Below are 17,631 nucleotides of genomic sequence, written 5' to 3'. Positions count from 1 at the left end.
TGTGTTCCTGGAGAGAGATGCGAGAGATTTCAGTGGGATTTATTCAGGCTTGATGCCCGAGGCCGAAATAGCCTTGGCCAGGCGCTCGTTCTCGCCGAGGATGGCCTTGCCGTAGTCGGCCGGGCTGCTGCCTATGGGCTCTATGCCGGCGTTGTTGAGCGTGGCGATGACGTCCGGCATCCTGGCGATCTGCGCCATCTCGGCGCTGATGCGCTCGATGGCGCTGGCCGGCGTGCCCGTGGCGGCCAGCACGCCGACGATGGGCGCGAAGTCAAAGCCCGGAATGGTTTCGGCGATGGCCGGCACATTGGGCTCCTGGCTGGAGCGCTGTGCGGCGTTGGTGGCCAGCAGCTTGACCTGCCCGCTCTTCACAAAACCGGACAGCGAAGGCAGCGCCGAAAACAGCACCTCGACCTGGCCGCCTATCAAGGCCGGCACGGACTGGCCGGTGCCCTTGAAGGGCACATGCGTGATCTGCAGGCCCAGTGCGGCCTTCAGCGCTTCCATGGTGAGATGGTGCGTGCTGCCTATGCCTGAGGAGCCATAGTTCAGCGTGCCGGGCTTGGCCTTGGCCAGCGCGATGAACTCCTGGAAGGTGTTGGCCGGCACCTTGGGATGCACCGCCAGGTACAGCGGCGCGCGCGCCGCGAGCGAGACCGGCATGAAGTCGCGCTTGTAGTCATAGCCCAGATTTTTGTAGATGGCGGGGTTGATGGAGAACATCGAGCCGTCGGTCACCAGAAAGGTGTAGCCGTCCTTGGGGGCCGTGGCCAGCGCCTGCGCGGCGACCACGCCGTTGGCGCCGGGCCGGTTGTCGACCACCACCGCCTGGCCCAGTTTGTCGCCCAGGCGCTGCGCGTAGATGCGCGCCACCGTGTCGGGCAGGCCGCCGGCCGCATAGGGCACGACGAACTTGATGGCGTGGTTGGGGTAGGCACCCTGGGCCCCGGCGAGCTGGGGCAGCAGCATGCCGGCCAGCAGCAAGGGGCTGGCCAGCAAGAGGGAGCGGCGTAGTGGTTTCATGGGATGTGTCTCCTGATAATTTTTAAGCTGATGTTGCGCAACGGAAAGCAAAGAGAAAGCAAACGGGCAAGCGGCAAGGCCTAGGTGGAGTAGGACGGCTCCAGCGCGGGCTCGCGTGTGTCCCAGACATAAGAAGCCTGGTAGGCGCGCCAGTCGGTGGTCTTGGGCACGATGGCCTGGAAGGCGACCACGCTGGACGGGATGCGCAATGCGCCCGTGCCTATCGCAGCCCCGCCGGCCTGGAAGGCGCGCACCGCCTCCAGCATCTGCTTGCGGAACTCCACCACCGCCATGTCGCTGGCGCCCAGGCGCTCGTGCGTGCGGTCGGCGATCGGACCCATGGTCACCCACATCGCGATGTCCTGGTTGGGAAAGCCGGTGATGCCGGTGAAGTTGCCGGCCTTCATGGCTTCACGGTCCTGCCAGAAGTTGTTGGCGCGGTTGCGCAGCGGCGTATAGCTGGCGTCCAGGTCGGGGCCCAGCTGCTGGCCCAGGAACTTGCGCCAGGTGTCGGTGTCGGGCGTCTGCTCAGGGTGGCCCCAGGCGATGAAATAAAACGCCGTGTTGGTGTCGTCCATGGGCACGTTGATGTTGGCCACGTTGTAGAGGTTGTTGGGCGGTATCAGCGCGGTGGCCGGCGCGACGAACACCGTCGAGCGTATGTAGTCGTTGGCGGCCGCGTTCTTGATGGGACGGCGGATCGCAGCATAACGAAAGCCGTAACCGCCGCGCTCCACCTGCAGGCGCGGCGCCTTGTCGGTCGAGGGGCGCAGCCAGTTGGTGTCGGTGGCCTCGGCGCCGTCCACGCGTGCCGGCACCATGTCGGACGAATGCAGGCTGGAGCTGTGGGCCGAGTCGATCGCGCCTTCAAGGATTTGCGCCCAGTTGCAGGGGATCAGCGCCTTGGCGATGGTGACCCTGGCATCGGCCGTGGGCGCCCAGGCCGGCGGCACGAACTCGGGCTGGGTTTCCTTGGGGCCCATATAGGCCCAGACAAAACCGCCCCACTCTTTCACCGGGTAGGCCAGGTGCTTGACCTTTTGCGCCATGCCGCTGGCCGCAGGCTCGGAGACCATCTCCAGCACATTGCCCTCCACGTCCATCTTCCAGCCGTGGTAGAGGCAGCGCAGGCCGCAGTCTTCATTGCGGCCGAAGACCAGCGAGACGCGGCGGTGCGGGCAGTATTCGTCCATCACGCCGACGCGGCCCTTGGTGTCGCGGAAGACCACCAGGTCTTCGCCGAAGACACGCGCCTTGACGGGCGTGCCGTCGGGCTCGCTGACCTCCTCGATCAGGCAGACAGGCGTCCAGTGGCGGCGCATCAGCTGGCCCATGGGGGCCTTGCCTTCCACGCGGCAGAGCAGTTCATTTTCCTCAGCGGTCAACATCGCGAATGTCCTTTTAGCGGTTTATCGGTAACGGCTCCCGTGGTCGGAAGCCTTCAATCAAAACAGGTTTAAAAACAACTTGCCAATCCGGGGCAATAGGATTATTCTTAGATGACTAAGAATATCGTGGTTTTGTGCGTTGTCAAGAAAATTTGTGGAGACAAGAATGAGCGTTAACCCCAAGGCCAGTGCTGTCCCGGCCCCGGAGCCGGATTTCTTTGCGCTGGCAGTGGCACGCAAGCACGAGGTCGCGCAAGGCATTTATTTGTTCGAGCTGCGCCACCCCGAAGGCGCGCCCCTGCCCGCCTTCACGGCCGGCTCGCACCTCACGGTGCAAGTGCCCAGCGGCGTGCGCCGCAACTATTCGCTGTGCAGCGACCCGGCCGACACAAGCACCTGGCAGATCGCCGTCAAGCGCGACGGCCGCGGCCGCGGCGGCTCCATCAGCATGGCCGACGACGTGCAGGCCGGGCAGTTGCTGACGGTCAGCGCGCCGCGCAACAACTTCGAGCTGGCCGCGCAGGCGCGCGACTTCATTTTTATCGCGGGCGGCATAGGCATCACGCCCATCCTGTCCATGATGCGGCAGCTCAAGCGCACAGGTGCCGGCGGCTTCAACCTCTATTACTGCACGCGCGACGCCGCCGGCACGGCCTTCATCAACGAGCTGCAATCCGAATTTCCGGGCCAGGTGCAGATACACCACGACAACGGCAACATCGACGAAGCGCTGGACCTATGGCCCGTGTTTGAAAAACCGGGCGCGGCCCACGTCTACTGCTGCGGCCCCCGGGGCCTGATGGACAGCGTGGCCGACATGTCGGGCCACTGGCCTTCGGGCAAGATCCATTTCGAGAGCTTCGGTGTCGACGCCACGGTGTTTGCGGAAAACACGCCCTTCAGCGTGCGCCTGGCCAAGAGCGGAAAAACGGTGGAGGTCAGCGCGGAGCAGACCCTCCTCGAAGCCCTGCGCGGCAGCGGCCTGCGTGTGGCCAGTTCCTGCGAAAGCGGCACCTGCGGTACCTGCAAAACGGACCTTCTGGCCGGCGAGGCCGAGCACCGCGACATGGTGCTGACCGATGAGGAAAAAGCCGGTCACATCATGGTCTGCGTCTCGCGTGCAAAATCGCCTGAACTGGTACTGGACTTATGACAGGGCGCACACTCCAACTCGGCATCGTCGGCCTGGGCCGGGCCTTTACGCTGATGCTGCCCACCTTTGTGCACGACGGCCGCGTGAAGCTGGTGGGCGCAACCGACCCTATCGCCGTCGCGCGCGCGCAGTTTGAGAAAGACTTCGGCGCGCCCAGCTACGCATCCATAGAGGCCTTGTGCGCCAACCCGGCGGTGGAGGCGCTCTACATCGCCTCGCCGCACCAGTTCCACGCCGAACACGTGCGCCTGGCCGCCTCCTTCGGCAAACATGTCCTGGTGGAAAAACCCATGGCCCTGACGGTGGACGAATGCAGCGCCATGATTGAAGCAGCCGACCGCGCGGCCGTTCACCTGATCGTGGGCCACAGCCACAGCTTCAACACCCCCATACGCCGCACGCGCGAGCTGATCGACAGCGGCCGCTACGGCGCCGTGAAGATGATCCACGCGCTGAACTTCACCGATTTTCTTTACCGCCCGCGCCGCCCCGAGGAACTGGACACGGCGGCCGGCGGCGGCGTGATCCACAGCCAGGCCACGCACCAGATGGACATCGTGCGCCTGCTGGGCGGCGGGCTGGTGCGCAGCGTGCGCGCCCACACCGGTGCCTGGGACGCCAGCCGCCCCACCGAAGGCGCGTACAGCGCGCTGCTGGGCTTTGAAGGCGGCGCCTTTGCCTCGGCCACTTACAGCGGCTACGGCCACTACGACTCGGACGAACTGCTGGGCAACATCGGCGAGATGGGCCAGCTGAAGAATCCCGCCGACTACGGCGCGGCACGCAAGCGCCTGCAGGGGGCGGCCACGTCCGCCGAAGAAAGCGCGCTCAAGGCCGCACGCAACTATGGCGGCAGCCTCTACACGGCCGGCAGCGAGCTGCCCGCGGGGCTGCGGCACCAGCACTTCGGCCACATTATCGTGAGCTGTGAAAAGGCCGACCTGCGGCCCGGGCCGTCGGAAATAAGCATTTATACCGACAGCGAAAAAACCGTGGAAGCCCTGCCAGCCCCGGCCGTCCCGCGCCAGGAGGTGATCGACGAGCTGTATGCCGCCGTGGTCCATGACAAGCCCCCGGTGCACAGCGGCGAATGGGCCCGCGCCACCACGGCGGTCTGCCTGGCGTTGCTGGAATCCGCGCGCAGCGGCCGGGATTGCGCTCCCCCGCACCAAGTCGGTCACAATGCGGGGTCATGAGCAACGACACCCAAAATATCATCCGCCACTGGCGTGAAGCCGTGCCCAATGACCGCCTCGCGCACCTGATCCGCGATGCCTCACGCGCCTTCCACCGCGCGCTGCAGGTGCGGCTGGCGAGGCATGGGGTGCCTTTCGGCCACTGGACCTTTCTGCGCATCCTCTGGGAGTCCGACGGCCTGACGCAAAAAGAGCTCAGCGAGCGCGCCGGTGTGATGGAGCCCACCACCTTCACCGCCATGAAGGCCATGGAAGCGCTGGGCTACATAGAGCGCAAGCAACTGCCCACCAACAAGAAGAATATGTATGTGCACCTGAGCGACAAGGGCCGCGCGCTCAAGCAGCTGCTGGTGCCCCTGGCCGAAGAGACCAACAACGTGAGCATCGAAGGCATAGCGCCTGAACACATCAAGCTGACGCGCACCGTGCTGCTGGCCATGATCGAGAACCTGGCGCGGGACGAATTGCTGCAGGAAAAGGCCGCGCCCGCCAGGCGCAAGGCCGCCGCCGGGAGCGATCCGCAGGAAAAAAGCGAAAAGGTGAAAATTACCGAAAAAAAGAATCCCGCAAACCGATAAGCCCGCGGGAAATCCGGGAGATCCGCGAAATCCGGTAAAGCCGAAGCCGCCGCCTGAAAAGGCAGGCGGCTTTTTGCTGGGTGACGCTATCGCCTCAGACCAGCGTGACGCCGGTCTTGGCCTGCAGCGCCTCGCGCGTCACGCCGGGCGCCAGCTCCACCACCTTGAGGCCCTGGGGCGTCACGTCCATCACGGCCAGGTCGGTGATGATGCGGTCCACCACGCCCACACCGGTGAGCGGCAGGGTGCACTTGGGCAGTATTTTCAGGTCCTCGGTGCCGTCCTTCTTTTTGGCGACGTGCTCCATCAGGACGATGACGCGCTTGACGCCGGCCACCAGGTCCATCGCGCCGCCCATGCCCTTGACCATCTTGCCCGGGATCATCCAGTTGGCCAGGTCGCCTTTTTCACTGACCTGCATGGCGCCCAGGATGGACAGGTTGATCTTGCCGCCGCGAATCATCGCGAAGCTGTCATGGCTGCCGAAGATGGACGAGCCCTTGATGGTGGTGACGGTCTGCTTGCCCGCGTTGATCAGGTCGGCGTCGACCTGGTCTTCCGTCGGAAACGGGCCTATGCCCAGCATGCCGTTTTCCGACTGCAGCCAGACTTCCTTGTCGCCGGTGAAGTTGGCCACCAGGGTCGGGATGCCGATGCCGAGGTTCACGTAAAAACCGTCTTCGAGTTCCTGGGCGGCGCGCGCCGCCATCTGGTCTTGGGTCCAGGGCATGGTCAAACTCCTGCTTTCTCGGTGATGGTCCGTTTCTCAATGCGTTTTTCGGGATTCGCATTGAGCACGATGCGGTGCACATAAATGCCCGGCAGGTGGATGTCGTCGGGCGCCAGTTCACCGACTTCGACGACCTTCTCCACCTCGACGATGCAAACCTTGCCGGCCATCGCGGCGGCCGGGTTGAAGTTGCGCGCCGTGAGGTTAAAGCGCAGGTTGCCGGACTTGTCGGCCACATGCGCTTTGACCAGGGCCACGTCGGGCACCAGCGAGCGCTCCATCACATAGATCTCGCCGTCGAAGTCGCGCAATTCCTTGCCCTCGGCGACCTGCGTGCCCACACCGGTCTTGGTGAAAAAAGCCGGGATGCCGGCGCCGCCGGCGCGCAGCTTTTCGGCCAGCGTGCCCTGGGGCGTGAATTCCAGCTCCAGTTCGCCGGCCAGGTACTGGCGCTCGAACTCCTTGTTCTCGCCCACGTAGCTGGAAATCATTTTTTTGATCTGCCGGGTTTCCAGCAGCTTGCCCAGGCCGAAGCCGTCAACACCCGCGTTGTTGGAGATCACCGTCAGGTTTTTCACCTGGCTGTCGCGCAAGGCGTCAATCAGCGCCTCGGGAATGCCGCACAGGCCGAAGCCGCCCACGGCCAGCAACTGGCCGTCCTTGACCACGCCTTTGAGGGCCTCCGCGGCGGAGGGAAAAAGTTTCTTCACAAATCATCTCCTTGTGTTCCAGGCAATCCATTACGATACTACTTATCAAGTTACGTAGTTTTCCCTAAAGGTTTGTACTGTGGAAGTGGATTACCAGCTCGCATTCGACCTGGCGCCGGTGGGACTGGTGCTCTCCCGCAACCGTTCGATTGTGGACTGCAACCAGCATTTATGCGAGATGTTCGGCGCCACGCGCGAGCAACTCGCCGGCCAGTCTTTCCTGATCCTCTACCCCAGCGCGGACGAGTACGAGCGCATAGGCGCGCGCATGATTCCCATCCTGAATGCCAAGGGACTGTACTCCGACGACCGCATCATGAAGCGCGTGGACGGCCGCAACAAGGGCGAGACTTTCTGGTGCCACGTGACCGGCCGCGCCCTCAACCGCAGCGCGCCGCACGAAGCCGGCATCTGGACCTTTGAAGACCTCAGTTCGCGCCGCCCCGTCACGGCCGAGCTCACCGCGCGCGAACGCGAAGTGGCCGCCCACCTGATGGACGGTTTGACTTCCAAGGAGATAGGCCGCGCGCTGGTCATCAGCCACCGCACCGTCGAGATCTACCGCGCGCGACTGATGCGCAAGTACAAGGCCTCCACCACGGCCGACCTGGTACACAAGCTGATGGCCGGCTCCTGAGGAAGCCTAGCCTTCTTCGCTCCCCCCTGCCAGCCGGTCAAACGGCAGCGCCTGCTTGACCAGGATCACTGTGCACGGCGCCGCCATGGCGACCTTGATGGGCACCGTCGCCAGCAGGCGCTGCATCTGCAAGCCGTGCGTCGCCGCCCCCATGACGATGATGCCGACCTGGTTGCCCCTGGCGTAGTGCAGCAGCGCCTGCGCGACGTCGCCCGACTCGATGACGTGAAAAGACAGCGCCCGGCTGTCCAGGTTCAGTGGCTGGGCCCACTGCCTGAGCATGCCCAGGTAGCGCCGGTGCAAGCTGGTTTCGCTCGCCTCGGTGTCGCGGCCGGCCGCTTTCGCCGCGTCGATCACCGTCACGCAGGCCAGCCGCGCGCCGGGTGCCGTGCCCAGCACCCGCATCACGGCGCGCCGCAACGAATACAGCGTGGCGTCACTCACGTCCAGGTAAGGCACAGCCACCATGACGATGGGCGCCGCGTCAAGCTGACGCGAAGGCAGGGCGCTGGGCCGGTAGTGCTTGCCTGCCGCGCGCAGCCAGCGCTTGAAATGCGCCCAGAAGCCCGTGGCTTGCAAGCGCCGCCCCAGTTCCGTCACGGCGATCTGCGAGGGGTCGGACAGGTCCAGCGCCAGGTGCGCGGCCGACGCATATCGCCGGTCGGCTTCGCCCTGCAGGCAATGCAGGATGACCTCCTGCAGCCATTCGGGCAGCTCCGGCCGCAAGGCGCGCGGCGGCACCGGGTCCATCCACAGGCGTTGCCGCAGGCCGCCCCGGGTTTGCGGGTTGCCAAAGGGCAGCTCGCGCACGGCCAGCTCGTAGAGCATCACACCGACGGCAAAGATGTCGCTTCGCGGGTCGCCCCGCACACCGACCACCTGCTCGGGCGCCATCCAGGCGGGAGAGCCTACAGCGGGGCGCAGCTCTTCGGCCAGCAGGTCCGGGTAATGCGCATGGCAGGACAGCCCGAAGTCCAGCAGTACCGCGCTGCCGTCGGGGCGCAGCAGCACATTCGCCGGCTTCAGGTCCAGGTGGCAGGCCTCCTGCAGGTGCAGGCTGTGCACCGCCTGGGCCATGGCCACACCCAGCCGGGCGATCTCTTGCGCGGGCAGCGGCCCCGGGCTGTCGTCCAGCAACTGTTGCAGGGTCCGACCGGGCACGTATTCCATCACCAGGTAGGGCAGCTTTTCGAGGTCTCCGGCCGCCACCAGGCGCGGCACGTGCGGCCCCGTCAGCGCCGACAGCAGCTGCAGTTCCACTTCGAAGCCCACGATGTTTTCAGCGCCGTCGCCGGCCGTCATGCGCGGCACCTTCATCACCATGGGAAAAGGCGCGGACCGCGACGGGTCGGCATAGCCCACCTGGTAGATATGCGCCATGCCGCCCGCATGCAGGCATTCGCCGACGACAAAGCCGTCGACCACGGTGCCGGGCGCCATCAGCCTCACAAGCCCGCCTCCAGCCGCGCAGCCAAATGGTCGGGTAAACCCGCCGCGCGTACATCGGCCGCCGCGGCCAGGTGGTCGTAGGCCACACGGTGAAACGTCAGCTCGGCCCGGCCTGTGTCGAACAGCGCGTACATGGCCCTGGTGTCGCCGTCGCGCGGCTGGCCCACTGAGCCCACGGTGGCGAGCCAGCGGCGGTGCGGCGGCACCGGGATGGGCACACCCGGCGTGGGCGCAAAGCGCATCAGCCCTTGCCCCGCGCCACGGAAATAAAGCGCCTGTTCGTGCACGTGGCCGCAGAGCACATAACGCACGGCCGGGTTCGAGCAGGCGGCGTCCAGGCAGGTTTCGGCGCGGTGCTCGTTGTCGACATAGTGCCAACGCTCGGGCGCGTCGGCACTGGCATGCACCAGCAGCGCCGCATCGACGGCGGCCGTCAACGGCAGCGCCGCCAGGAAATCCAGCGCATCCTGGTCCAGCCGTTCGTGGGTCCAGGCAGCGCCGCTCTGGTCAAGAGAACGGGCCTGGCTGGGCGGCGCCACGGCGTACTCGTCGTGATTGCCCTTGAGCACGATGGCGCCCTCGCCTGCCAGGCCGCGAATGCGCCGCACCACCTCGGCCGGTTGCGCGCCGTAGCCCACCAGGTCGCCCAGCACCGCCAGCCGGCCGGCGCCCTGTGCGGCGGCATGGGCCAGGCAAGCCTCCAGCGCGCGCAGGTTGGCGTGTACGTCCGACAGCAGGGCGATTTTCATGGGCTGGGCGCTAGCTTTCAATCCACCGTGAAACACGGCCTTGCCCCAAGTTTGCACCAGCCGGCAGCAAAATTTCCGCAACAGGAACAAAATCAGGGCCGGCGTTTTGGCGCCGCCCCGAATTCACTCCATCCCAGGAAAATTTCCATGTCGCTGCCCCTCTACCAAGCCTCCATCCCCGTCTTTATCCGGGGCTTTCACAACCTGTCGGCGGTGCTTGAAAAAGCCAGGGCCCATGCCGAGGCCAACAAAGTCGACCTCTCCACTTACGTCAACGCCCGCCTGGCGCCCGACATGTACCCGCTATCCGGCCAGGTGCAAGGCGCAAGCGATGCCGCCAAGTTCGGCGCCGCGCGTCTGGCCGCCATTACCCCGCCCAGCTTCGCCGATACCGAAACCACGTTTGAAGAACTGCAAGCCCGCATCGCGAAGACGCTGGACTTCCTCAAGACCGTGGACGAGGCGCAGCTCAACGCGCGCGCGGGCGGCACCGTGACGCTCAAGATACGCGGCAAGGAAATGAACTTTGTCTGCGAGCCCTACCTGCTGGATTTTGTGCTGCCCAATTTCTTCTTCCACCTGACCACGGCTTACGACATCCTGCGCCACCAGGGCGTGCCGCTGGGCAAGATGGATTACCTCGGGAAGTTCTGAGGGCACGCGCATCCGGCCCTACTGGGCTAGGGCGTCCCGGACTCAGGCGCGGGTTCGCGCCGTATGGTTTCGCGGTCGCGGTGATGGTCGCGCAGTTTGCCCAGGGTGTGGTCCAGCACGCGCTTGAGCTTGTCGCTCGCGCCGCGGAAAGCCAGGTCCTGGTTGGGCGCCTGGTGGTTGACGGCCAGCGGGTCGTGGTGCGCCAGGCGCGCCTCCATCACGCAGCGCTTCTGGTCGGGACTGGCCTTGTCGCCGTTTTCATCGCTCATATGCACCTCGATGCGCGTGATGTCGCCCTTGAAGCGACTCAACGACTCATGCAACTCGCCGCTGGCCCAGCGCTCGAAAGACTCGCCGGTGTGCATCGTGTGCTTGGAATTGACCTGGATTTGCATGGGATTTTTTTCCTTTCGGGAATTGCAGCGCGCGGGCCTGCGGGCCGGGCTGCCTTGTGATCCGCCAAGGTGGCGGCTGGAAAATTCATTGTGCGCGCGATGGGCCCGCGGGTCTGTAGTCCTGGACGCAACCCTGGAGTGAGGACGGGTTTGAACCATTCGCTTGCGTATGCACACACACAGTTGCAAACTAACTGGCGGCCAATTCCGCGCAGCGCTCCTCAATAAACTCCCGCAGCAAGCGCAGGCCCGGCGTCAATTGCCGCCGCCCCGGCAGCACCATGTACATCGGCGATGCCTCGGTTTGCCAATCGGTGCACAAAGCCACCAGCCGGCCCGCGGTCAGGTCGGCCGCCACGTCCAGCCGTGACTTGTAAATGATGCCGCGGCCGGCCAGCGCCCACAGGCGCACCACGTCGCCATCGTTGGCGATGTTGCCTCCGCCGGCGCGCACCACCACCTCTTCGCCATCGCGCCAGAACTTCCAGCGGTCATACACCTCTTCACCGAGCATGAAGCACAGGCAGCTGTGCGCGGCGAGCGCCTGCGGCGTCTCGGGCCTGCCCCGCGCCTGCAGGTAGGCCGGCGATGCGCACAGCACGCGGCGATTCGTCAGGTGCACCGGCAGCGCCAGCATGCTGGAGTCGGGCGGCTCGCCCTGGCGGAAGGCGGCATCGACCAGGTCGCTGTAGACATTGGTGACACGGTCCGACAAGTGCAGGCGGTACTGGATGCCGGGGTGTTGTTGCTGGAACGTTTCCAGCCAGGGCAGCAGCAGGTTGCGGCCGAAATCGGAAGGCGCGGCCAGCTGCAGCATGCCGCTGACCTGCTGCCGGCCGCTGGCCAGCTCCAGCTGCGCATCCCGCAAGGCGGCTAGCGCAGGCCGGCAATGCGCGAGAAAGACCTCACCCTCGCGCGTGAGGCGCAGGCTGCGCGTGGAACGCACAAACAGCGGCGCCTGCAGCTCTTCTTCCAGCCGCTTGAGCGCGGCGCTGGCGGCGGCGGGCGTCAGGTCCAGGCCGCGGGCAGTGGCCGACAGGCTGCCCGAATCCACGGTCCGGACAAAGATTTCCAGGTCTTGCAAGGCTTTCATTTACAAATTTTATTTGTAAATAGCTTCAACCAGTGGCTTGTTTATCTTCATTTTCAAAATCCATACAGTTCAAACCATCCAATCCATTCATTCCTCTCTGCAACTCAACTCAAAGGACTCCACCATGAAAGCCATTGGCTACCAGCAAGCCCACGCACTGGACCAGGCAGGCCAGCCCGGCCTCGTCGACATCACCCTGCCCGACCCCACCCCCACAGGCCAGGACCTGCTGGTCGAAGTAAAAGCGATTTCCGTCAACCCGGTGGACACCAAGGTGCGCGCCGGTGTTTCGCGCGCCGCGGGCCAGGACTACAAGGTGCTGGGCTATGACGCCAGCGGCATCGTGCGCGCCGTGGGCCCTGACGTGACGCTGTTCAAGGCCGGCGACAAGGTCTGGTACGCCGGCTCCATCCTGCGCGCCGGCACCAACAGCGAACTGCACCTGGTGGACGAACGCATCGTGGGCCGCATGCCCGCCTCGCTCGACTTCGCCCAGGCCGCCGCCCTGCCGCTAACCAGCATCACCGCCTGGGAAATGCTGTTCGACCGCCTCGGACTGCAGCCGGGCAAAAAGCCCACGCACAAAAAGCTGCTGATCATCGGCGCCTCGGGCGGCGTCGGTTCCATCATGACGCAGTTGGCCGCGCGCCTGACCTCGCTGACCGTCATAGGCACGGCCTCACGTACCGAAACCCAGGCCTGGGTGAAAGAGCTGGGCGCCCACCACGTCATAGACCACAGCCAGCCGATTGCCGCGGAGCTCAAGCGCATAGGCATTCCCGAGGTCGACTACGTGGTGAGCCTCACGCAGACCGATTCGCATCTGGACCAGATCGTCGAGGCGTTGGCGCCCCAAGGCCATTTCGGCCTGATCGACGACCCGAAGAACGTGGACATGACAAAGTTCAAACGCAAAAGCATTTCCATCCACTGGGAGTCCATGTTTACCCGTTCGATGTTCGGCACGGCCGACATGGTGGCGCAGCACAGGCTACTGACCGAGATCGCGCAACTGGTCGACGCAGGGCTGGTACGCAGCACGCTGACCGAACGTTTTGGCAGCATCAATGCCGCGAATTTGCGGCGCGCGCATGCCCTGATCGAATCGGGCAAGTCGCGCGGCAAAGTGGTGTTGGAAGGGTTTCTTTGACCTTGCCGGTCGGGCTTGGTTTGGCCGGCTCTTGCTCCGGCCTTTGCGCTTTTTGCTGAGAGCTGCTGGCCGGGGGTTGCCCGGCCAGCAGCCCTCAGCAGAGAAAGCAGAAAAAAGAAGAGAGGAGAAGGAGAGAAGGGAGAGCGCGCACCCGCCGGAGCAAGACCCGGCTCAATCCACCGAACGTTTAAGCCGAATCTCCTCAAGCTTGACACTCCCAAACGCCACAGTCTTGAGGGAAGGCATTTCCCTCTTGAACCCAGCGGCGTGCTCGTAAAACGCCAACGCAGGTTCATTGCGCAACAGCACCCACAGCGTGACCTGCGTGCAGCCTTCGTCCTTCAGGCCTTCGCGCGCGCCGTCCCAGAGGGCCAGGCCGGCGCCTTTGCGCCAGTGTTCGGGGTGGACGTACAGGGCCCAGATTTCGCCGACGGTGGATTTGGTGCCGGCGTCGCGTGAGCGGTCAAAGCCGACAAAACCTACGATCTGTTCGCCCTCGGTGGCCACCAGCAGTTGCGGTTCGCTGAATTCGATGGCTTCGCGCCAGTAGGCCTGGCGTTTTTCGACCGTGATCTTGGCGAGGTAATCCTCGGGCAGGAGGTCCTTGTAGGCGGCTTGCCAGGTGGCGACATGGATTTCGGCGATGGCTTTGGCGTCGCGGGACGTGGCAGGACGGATGGAGTAACTGGACATGAAAAATCGCTTGCTGGTGAATCGGTGCGGGAAATATTCGGGGGGAGCGGAATTGTCGCGCAAATCGCAGCCCGTGCCTCACCTCAGCGGGCCATAGGGCTCTTCTGGGGTAAATTCAGCCCTCCTTCCTCGCGTTTTTCCCGCGCTTTCCTCGATTCCACAGCTGAGGTCCCACATCCCATGCCTGCCAGCGGCCCGCCAGTGCCCGCCTCCTCACAGGCGTTTTCCAAAAAAGAGGAGGAAAACCAGGTGTTCAGCGCACGCATGGCGCCGGACGGCCCTGTGTTTGACGCGCCGGCCGTGCTGCCGCTGCTGGAAGCCGCCGAGCTGGCGGGGCTGGCGCCGGCAAGTTCCTGCCGCAACGGCACCTGCCGCACCTGCATACGCCGGTTGGCCGGCGGCAGCGTGCACTACCGCATCGAGTGGCCGGGCCTGAGCGCCGAGGAAAAGAAGGCGGGCTACATCCTGCCCTGCGTGGCGTATCCGCTGTCGGATGTGGTGATCGCGCCAGCCGATTGAAGCGCAGGCGGCGGCAGGCCACCTGGCGAGGCCGCGCCGTCACCCAGCGCGCGCTGCATCAGCACCGTGTCCACCCACTGGCCGAACTTGTAGCCCACGCAGCCCAGCGTGCCGACACGGACAAAACCCTGCGCCTCATGCACCCGCAGCGAGCCGGTGTTGGCGCTGTTGCCGACCACGGCCACCATCTGCCGGAAACCGCGCTGCTCGCACTCGCGGATCAGTTCGCGCAGCAAGGCGCTGCCGACGCCGGCCTGGCGCATGCCGGGCGCGACATAAATCGAGTCCTCCACCGTATGCCGATAGGCTGGCCGCGAACGGTAAGCGCTGCCGTAGGCATAACCCGCCACCTCGCCGTCGCATAGCGCCACCAGGTAGGGATAGCCGCCGCGCAGGATATCCGCGCGGCGCGCACGCATCTGCTCCACGCTGGGAGGCTCGAGTTCGAAGGTAGCCAGGTTGGTCGCCACATAGTGGGCGTAGATGGCCTGGATCGCCGCCATGTCGCTCTCGGCGCAGGGGCGGATGGACAACGCACCGGCCGCGGGACTGGCGGAGGACGCAAGAAGGGCTTGTGAAGAAAGATGCTGCATGCCACCATGGTTGCGCAAGGACCAGCATAAGTAAATATGTGAAAACTTATGGTTTTCATTAGAATTTCTTTGCATGCTCAACCTCGACCACCTGCGCACCTATGCGCTCATCATCGAAACCGGCAGCTTTTCGGGCGCGGCCGAAAGGCTGGGGCTGTCGCAGCCGGCCATCAGCCTGCAAGTGCGGCAGCTGGAGCAGCGGCTGGGCGTGCGCCTGGTCGAGCGGGTGGCGCGCCGGGCCGCACCCACGCCGGCGGGGCTGGACCTGCTGGCGCAGATCCGGCACGTGGATGCGGCGGTGGAAGGCGTGATGACGGCCATGGCCGCGCATTCGGCCGATGTCACCGGCCGCGTCACGCTGGGAACCGGCGCGACGGCCTGCCTCTATTTGCTGCCGCACATCCTGCGCTCCTTGAGGGTGCGTTTCCCCAATCTCAGCGTGCTGGTCAGCACCGGCAATACCGCCGACTTCGTCAAGGCGGTGGAAGGCAACACCATGGACATGGCGCTGGTGACCCTGCCCGTCAAGCGCCGCGCGCTGGTCACCACGCCGATGCTGAACGACGAGTTTGTGGCGGTCATTCCCCGGCATGAAACGGGCTTGCCCGCCAGGATCACGCCGGCCTTCCTGGCCAAACGCGAGCTGGTGCTGTTTGAACCGGCGGCCAACACCCGCGTGATCATCGACCAGTGGTTTCGCGATGCCGGCCATGCGCCCAGGCCCGTGATGGAGCTGGGCAGCGTGGAAGCCATCAAGGAGATGGTGGCCGCCGGCCTGGGCTGCAGCATCCTGCCGGCCATGGCCGTGACAGGCCCCGGCCAGCATCCCGAACTGGCCGTGCACCCGCTCTACCCGCGGCTGCAAAGAACACTGGCGCTGGTGATGCGCGGCGACAAGCCGGTCAACAAGGCCATGCGCCAGGTGATTTCCGCGATCGAGCAGCGAACGGGAAACTGAAGGGGCTTAGAGGCATTCGATACAAAAAACCCGGCCGGCATGTAGCGCGCTGTCAAACAACTGTGCCAGCATGTCAGGGATGGAAATCCCGCCGCCGACCGCCGCCGTGCAAAGCCCCCGCAGCCTGCACAGCCCCTACAGCCTGACGCCGGCGCGTGACGCGGCCGCGAGTTTTGCGGAGCTCGAGGAGCTCAAGGCGATCCTGCTGGCGGGCAGCGCCCACTTCGACGTGGCCGTGGTGGCCGAGGCGCACACGGCCGGGCCTTCGTTTCCGCTTTACACGGCCAGCATAGGCTCGGCCGACCCGCAGGCGCCGGCCGTCGGTTTTTTCGGCGGCATCCACGGGCTGGAGCGCATAGGCACGCAGCTCATCCTGCACTACCTGCGCGCCCTGCTGTTTCGCCTGGAGTGGGACGAGCTGCTGCACCGCCAGCTCGAAAAAATCCGGCTGGTCTTCATGCCCATCGTGAACCCGGGCGGCATGTGGGCGCACAAGCGCGCCAACCCGCAGGGCGTGGACCTGATGCGCAACGCGCCTCAGCGGGCCGAAAGCCATGTGCCTTTCCTCGCGGGCGGGCAGACCATCAGCCCCCTGCTGCCCTGGTACTGCGGCCGGCCCGGCGCGCCCATGGAAGCTGAAAGCGCGGCCCTGCTGCGTGTGGTGAGCGAGCAGCTCGCCAGCCGCCCCTTCAGCCTGGCACTGGACTGCCATTCGGGTTACGGCTTTGACGACAGCCTGTGGTTTCCCTATGCCAAGACGCGCCGGCTGATGGCGCACCTGCCCGAGATGTTCGCGTTGCGGACCATGCTGGAGCAGTCGCACCCGCACCACGCCTACAGCTTCGAGCCGCAGAGCAACCAGTACCTGCTGCACGGCGACCTCTGGGACCACGCCTACGACCACGCGCCGCCGCGCCATGTGTTCCTGCCGATGACGCTGGAGCTGGGCTCCTGGCTGTGGATACGCAAAAACCCGCGGCAGCTGTTTTCGCGGCACGGCATCTTCAACCCCATGAAGGCGCACCGCACCAAGCGCGTGCTGCGCCGCCATGCGGACTTGCTGGACTTCCTCACGCGTGCCGCCTTTGCCGCGCCAAACTGGCTGCCCTCGGACGAGCGGCGCGCGCAACTCGCGCGGCTGGCCACGGCGCACTGGCGGCCCAGGCGGGTGCTCGCATGAGCTGGGTGCTGCTCAGGGGCCTGACCCGCGAGGCGCGGCATTGGGGCGACTTCGCGGAGCGGCTGGCGCGCACATTGCCGGGCTCGGCCAGCGCCGCCACCCGCGTGTTGGCGCTGGATTTGCCGGGCAACGGCGTGTTCCACCGCGAAGCCTCGCCGGCCACGGTGGGCGCGATGGCCGACTTCGCGCGCGCGCACCTGCTGGCCCGAGGGCTTGCGCCGCCCTACAGCCTGGTGGCGATGTCGCTGGGTGCGATGGTGGCCGCCGACTGGGCACATCGTTATCCGCAGGAAATCGAGCGGCTGGTGCTGATCAACACCAGCATGCGGCCGCTGGGCCGTGCGAGCGAACGCCTGCGTCCCGGCAACTGGCTGCCGCTGGCGCTGGTGGCCGCCCGCTGGAGCGACGCGAAGTATGCCGAGCGCGTGATCCACCGCATCACCTGCAATCGCACGACCTCGATGGAGCAGGATATCGCCGCGTGGACCCGCATTCGCCAGGACGCGCCCGTGAGCCTCGCCAACGCCTGGCACCAGCTCAAGGCCGCGGCCGCCTTCAGCACGGCCGCGCCGCTCGCCCGCCCGACCCTGGTGCTGTCGTCGGCGGCCGACCACCTGGTGCACCCACGCTGCTCGGCCCGGCTGGCCCAGGCCTGGCAGGCCGCCCACCACGAACACCCCTGGGCCGGCCACGACCTGCCGCATGACGATGCGGACTGGGTCTGCAGGCGCATTGCCGGCTGGGTCGATGGCGGCTGAACCGGCGCGCTTTACATTCGGCTGT

At 65.5% G+C, this 17,631-nt stretch carries 20 protein-coding genes; 10 read left to right on the top strand and 10 right to left on the bottom strand.

From position 1 onward, the window contains the following. Positions 1-39: 39 nt before the first annotated feature. Both ACEN8I_RS03240 and ACEN8I_RS03235 read right to left on the bottom strand, forming a co-directional pair. Entirely contained in the window at positions 40-1,023 is a 984-nt protein-coding gene (locus ACEN8I_RS03240) for a Bug family tripartite tricarboxylate transporter substrate binding protein (RefSeq protein ID WP_413326216.1), read from the bottom strand. An 80-nt stretch (positions 1,024-1,103) separates the two neighbouring features. Continuing rightward, positions 1,104-2,411, bottom strand: coding sequence for a Rieske 2Fe-2S domain-containing protein (locus ACEN8I_RS03235; RefSeq protein ID WP_413326214.1), 1,308 nt, complete (start codon positions 2,409-2,411; stop codon positions 1,104-1,106). A 166-nt stretch (positions 2,412-2,577) separates the two neighbouring features. On the opposite strand from ACEN8I_RS03235, the gene ACEN8I_RS03230 reads away from it, so the two are divergent. Genes ACEN8I_RS03230 through ACEN8I_RS03220 form a run of 3 tightly spaced genes read left to right on the top strand, consistent with a single transcriptional unit; the run spans position 2,578 to position 5,338 of the window. Continuing rightward, positions 2,578-3,564, top strand: coding sequence for a PDR/VanB family oxidoreductase (locus ACEN8I_RS03230; protein WP_413326211.1), 987 nt, complete (start codon positions 2,578-2,580; stop codon positions 3,562-3,564). Beyond that, positions 3,561-4,760, top strand: a complete 1,200-nt coding sequence (locus ACEN8I_RS03225; RefSeq protein ID WP_413326209.1) for a Gfo/Idh/MocA family protein — start codon at positions 3,561-3,563, stop codon at positions 4,758-4,760. The genes ACEN8I_RS03230 and ACEN8I_RS03225 overlap by 4 nt, the downstream gene beginning before the upstream one ends. Then, the gene (locus tag ACEN8I_RS03220; protein ID WP_413326207.1) at positions 4,757-5,338 is read left to right on the top strand and encodes a MarR family winged helix-turn-helix transcriptional regulator; all 582 of its coding nucleotides are present in this window, start codon (positions 4,757-4,759) and stop codon (positions 5,336-5,338) included. The genes ACEN8I_RS03225 and ACEN8I_RS03220 overlap by 4 nt, the downstream gene beginning before the upstream one ends. 94 nt (positions 5,339-5,432) lie before the next feature. Here the strand turns inward: ACEN8I_RS03220 and ACEN8I_RS03215 are convergent, their stop codons facing one another. Together ACEN8I_RS03215 and ACEN8I_RS03210 are read right to left on the bottom strand one after the other, a co-directional pair. Further along, entirely contained in the window at positions 5,433-6,068 is a 636-nt protein-coding gene (locus tag ACEN8I_RS03215; RefSeq protein ID WP_007868823.1) for a 3-oxoacid CoA-transferase subunit B, read from the bottom strand. 2 nt (positions 6,069-6,070) lie between these two features. Beyond that, the gene (locus tag ACEN8I_RS03210) at positions 6,071-6,778 is read right to left on the bottom strand and encodes a CoA transferase subunit A (RefSeq protein WP_413326205.1); all 708 of its coding nucleotides are present in this window, start codon (positions 6,776-6,778) and stop codon (positions 6,071-6,073) included. A 79-nt stretch (positions 6,779-6,857) separates the two neighbouring features. Between ACEN8I_RS03210 and ACEN8I_RS03205 the strand changes: the two genes are divergently transcribed. Continuing rightward, positions 6,858-7,415 (top strand): PAS and helix-turn-helix domain-containing protein, encoded by a 558-nt coding sequence (locus ACEN8I_RS03205; protein WP_074575460.1) that lies wholly within the window; start codon positions 6,858-6,860, stop codon positions 7,413-7,415. A 6-nt stretch (positions 7,416-7,421) separates the two neighbouring features. Here the strand turns inward: ACEN8I_RS03205 and ACEN8I_RS03200 are convergent, their stop codons facing one another. Then, a complete protein-coding gene (locus ACEN8I_RS03200; protein ID WP_413326202.1) occupies positions 7,422-8,864 on the bottom strand; it encodes a protein kinase domain-containing protein in 1,443 nt (480 codons plus the stop codon). Beyond that, the gene (locus tag ACEN8I_RS03195; protein ID WP_413326199.1) at positions 8,861-9,613 is read right to left on the bottom strand and encodes a metallophosphoesterase family protein; all 753 of its coding nucleotides are present in this window, start codon (positions 9,611-9,613) and stop codon (positions 8,861-8,863) included. The genes ACEN8I_RS03200 and ACEN8I_RS03195 overlap by 4 nt, the downstream gene beginning before the upstream one ends. Positions 9,614-9,760: 147 nt before the next feature. Here ACEN8I_RS03195 and ACEN8I_RS03190 point away from each other — a divergent pair, with 147 nt between their 5' ends. Then, on the top strand, positions 9,761-10,267 hold the full coding sequence (locus ACEN8I_RS03190) for a DUF1993 domain-containing protein (protein ID WP_413326197.1): 507 nt from the start codon (positions 9,761-9,763) through the stop codon (positions 10,265-10,267). Positions 10,268-10,293: 26 nt separating this feature from the next. Here the strand turns inward: ACEN8I_RS03190 and ACEN8I_RS03185 are convergent, their stop codons facing one another. After that, positions 10,294-10,662: an HPF/RaiA family ribosome-associated protein gene (locus ACEN8I_RS03185; protein ID WP_074575463.1), complete on the bottom strand. Its 369-nt coding sequence runs from the start codon at positions 10,660-10,662 to the stop codon at positions 10,294-10,296. 190 nt (positions 10,663-10,852) lie between these two features. Beyond that, positions 10,853-11,755 (bottom strand): LysR family transcriptional regulator, encoded by a 903-nt coding sequence (locus tag ACEN8I_RS03180; protein WP_413326195.1) that lies wholly within the window; start codon positions 11,753-11,755, stop codon positions 10,853-10,855. Between the two features lie 124 nt (positions 11,756-11,879). Between ACEN8I_RS03180 and ACEN8I_RS03175 the strand changes: the two genes are divergently transcribed. Continuing rightward, on the top strand, positions 11,880-12,905 hold the full coding sequence (locus ACEN8I_RS03175) for a zinc-binding alcohol dehydrogenase family protein (RefSeq protein ID WP_413326193.1): 1,026 nt from the start codon (positions 11,880-11,882) through the stop codon (positions 12,903-12,905). Positions 12,906-13,076: 171 nt separating this feature from the next. On the opposite strand, the gene ACEN8I_RS03170 is transcribed toward ACEN8I_RS03175, so the two are convergent. Beyond that, the gene (locus ACEN8I_RS03170; protein ID WP_413326190.1) at positions 13,077-13,598 is read right to left on the bottom strand and encodes an N-acetyltransferase family protein; all 522 of its coding nucleotides are present in this window, start codon (positions 13,596-13,598) and stop codon (positions 13,077-13,079) included. 264 nt (positions 13,599-13,862) lie between these two features. Here ACEN8I_RS03170 and ACEN8I_RS03165 point away from each other — a divergent pair, with 264 nt between their 5' ends. After that, complete coding sequence (locus ACEN8I_RS03165) at positions 13,863-14,117, top strand: 2Fe-2S iron-sulfur cluster-binding protein (RefSeq protein ID WP_413326394.1); 255 nt, start codon at positions 13,863-13,865, stop codon at positions 14,115-14,117. Here the strand turns inward: ACEN8I_RS03165 and ACEN8I_RS03160 are convergent. Next, positions 14,057-14,710, bottom strand: a complete 654-nt coding sequence (locus tag ACEN8I_RS03160; RefSeq protein ID WP_413326188.1) for an N-acetyltransferase family protein — start codon at positions 14,708-14,710, stop codon at positions 14,057-14,059. The genes ACEN8I_RS03165 and ACEN8I_RS03160 overlap by 61 nt on opposite strands. A 73-nt stretch (positions 14,711-14,783) precedes the next feature. Here ACEN8I_RS03160 and ACEN8I_RS03155 point away from each other — a divergent pair, with 73 nt between their 5' ends. From ACEN8I_RS03155 to ACEN8I_RS03145, 3 genes are all read left to right on the top strand, one after another. Beyond that, a complete protein-coding gene (locus tag ACEN8I_RS03155) occupies positions 14,784-15,668 on the top strand; it encodes a LysR family transcriptional regulator (RefSeq protein ID WP_413326186.1) in 885 nt (294 codons plus the stop codon). Between the two features lie 79 nt (positions 15,669-15,747). Continuing rightward, complete coding sequence (locus ACEN8I_RS03150) at positions 15,748-16,848, top strand: M14 family zinc carboxypeptidase (RefSeq protein WP_413326183.1); 1,101 nt, start codon at positions 15,748-15,750, stop codon at positions 16,846-16,848. Continuing rightward, positions 16,845-17,606 (top strand): alpha/beta fold hydrolase, encoded by a 762-nt coding sequence (locus ACEN8I_RS03145; protein ID WP_413326181.1) that lies wholly within the window; start codon positions 16,845-16,847, stop codon positions 17,604-17,606. The genes ACEN8I_RS03150 and ACEN8I_RS03145 overlap by 4 nt, the downstream gene beginning before the upstream one ends. Positions 17,607-17,631: the final 25 nt, after the last annotated feature.

Origin of the sequence: Polaromonas sp. CT11-55 (assembly GCF_047303325.1) — a bacterium.
Classification (GTDB): Bacteria; Pseudomonadota; Gammaproteobacteria; order Burkholderiales; family Burkholderiaceae_C; genus Polaromonas.
Note: the sequence above shows the minus strand (reverse complement) of the source record. Positions and strands in the feature narration are given on the sequence as shown.

Excerpts from the sequence above, each read along its gene's own strand:
- ACEN8I_RS03240 (WP_413326216.1), bottom strand. The coding sequence starts at position 1,023 with ATGAAACCACTACGCCGCTCCCTCTTGCTGGCCAGCCCCTTGCTGCTG.
- ACEN8I_RS03235 (WP_413326214.1), bottom strand. The coding sequence starts at position 2,411 with ATGTTGACCGCTGAGGAAAATGAACTGCTCTGCCGCGTGGAAGGCAAG.
- ACEN8I_RS03230 (WP_413326211.1), top strand. The coding sequence starts at position 2,578 with ATGAGCGTTAACCCCAAGGCCAGTGCTGTCCCGGCCCCGGAGCCGGAT.
- ACEN8I_RS03225 (WP_413326209.1), top strand. The coding sequence starts at position 3,561 with ATGACAGGGCGCACACTCCAACTCGGCATCGTCGGCCTGGGCCGGGCC.
- ACEN8I_RS03220 (WP_413326207.1), top strand. The coding sequence starts at position 4,757 with ATGAGCAACGACACCCAAAATATCATCCGCCACTGGCGTGAAGCCGTG.
- ACEN8I_RS03215 (WP_007868823.1), bottom strand. The coding sequence starts at position 6,068 with ATGCCCTGGACCCAAGACCAGATGGCGGCGCGCGCCGCCCAGGAACTC.
- ACEN8I_RS03195 (WP_413326199.1), bottom strand. The coding sequence starts at position 9,613 with ATGAAAATCGCCCTGCTGTCGGACGTACACGCCAACCTGCGCGCGCTG.
- ACEN8I_RS03190 (WP_413326197.1), top strand. The coding sequence starts at position 9,761 with ATGTCGCTGCCCCTCTACCAAGCCTCCATCCCCGTCTTTATCCGGGGC.
- ACEN8I_RS03185 (WP_074575463.1), bottom strand. The coding sequence starts at position 10,662 with ATGCAAATCCAGGTCAATTCCAAGCACACGATGCACACCGGCGAGTCT.
- ACEN8I_RS03180 (WP_413326195.1), bottom strand. The coding sequence starts at position 11,755 with ATGAAAGCCTTGCAAGACCTGGAAATCTTTGTCCGGACCGTGGATTCG.
- ACEN8I_RS03175 (WP_413326193.1), top strand. The coding sequence starts at position 11,880 with ATGAAAGCCATTGGCTACCAGCAAGCCCACGCACTGGACCAGGCAGGC.
- ACEN8I_RS03170 (WP_413326190.1), bottom strand. The coding sequence starts at position 13,598 with ATGTCCAGTTACTCCATCCGTCCTGCCACGTCCCGCGACGCCAAAGCC.
- ACEN8I_RS03165 (WP_413326394.1), top strand. The coding sequence starts at position 13,863 with ATGGCGCCGGACGGCCCTGTGTTTGACGCGCCGGCCGTGCTGCCGCTG.
- ACEN8I_RS03160 (WP_413326188.1), bottom strand. The coding sequence starts at position 14,710 with ATGCAGCATCTTTCTTCACAAGCCCTTCTTGCGTCCTCCGCCAGTCCC.
- ACEN8I_RS03155 (WP_413326186.1), top strand. The coding sequence starts at position 14,784 with ATGCTCAACCTCGACCACCTGCGCACCTATGCGCTCATCATCGAAACC.
- ACEN8I_RS03150 (WP_413326183.1), top strand. The coding sequence starts at position 15,748 with ATGGAAATCCCGCCGCCGACCGCCGCCGTGCAAAGCCCCCGCAGCCTG.
- ACEN8I_RS03145 (WP_413326181.1), top strand. The coding sequence starts at position 16,845 with ATGAGCTGGGTGCTGCTCAGGGGCCTGACCCGCGAGGCGCGGCATTGG.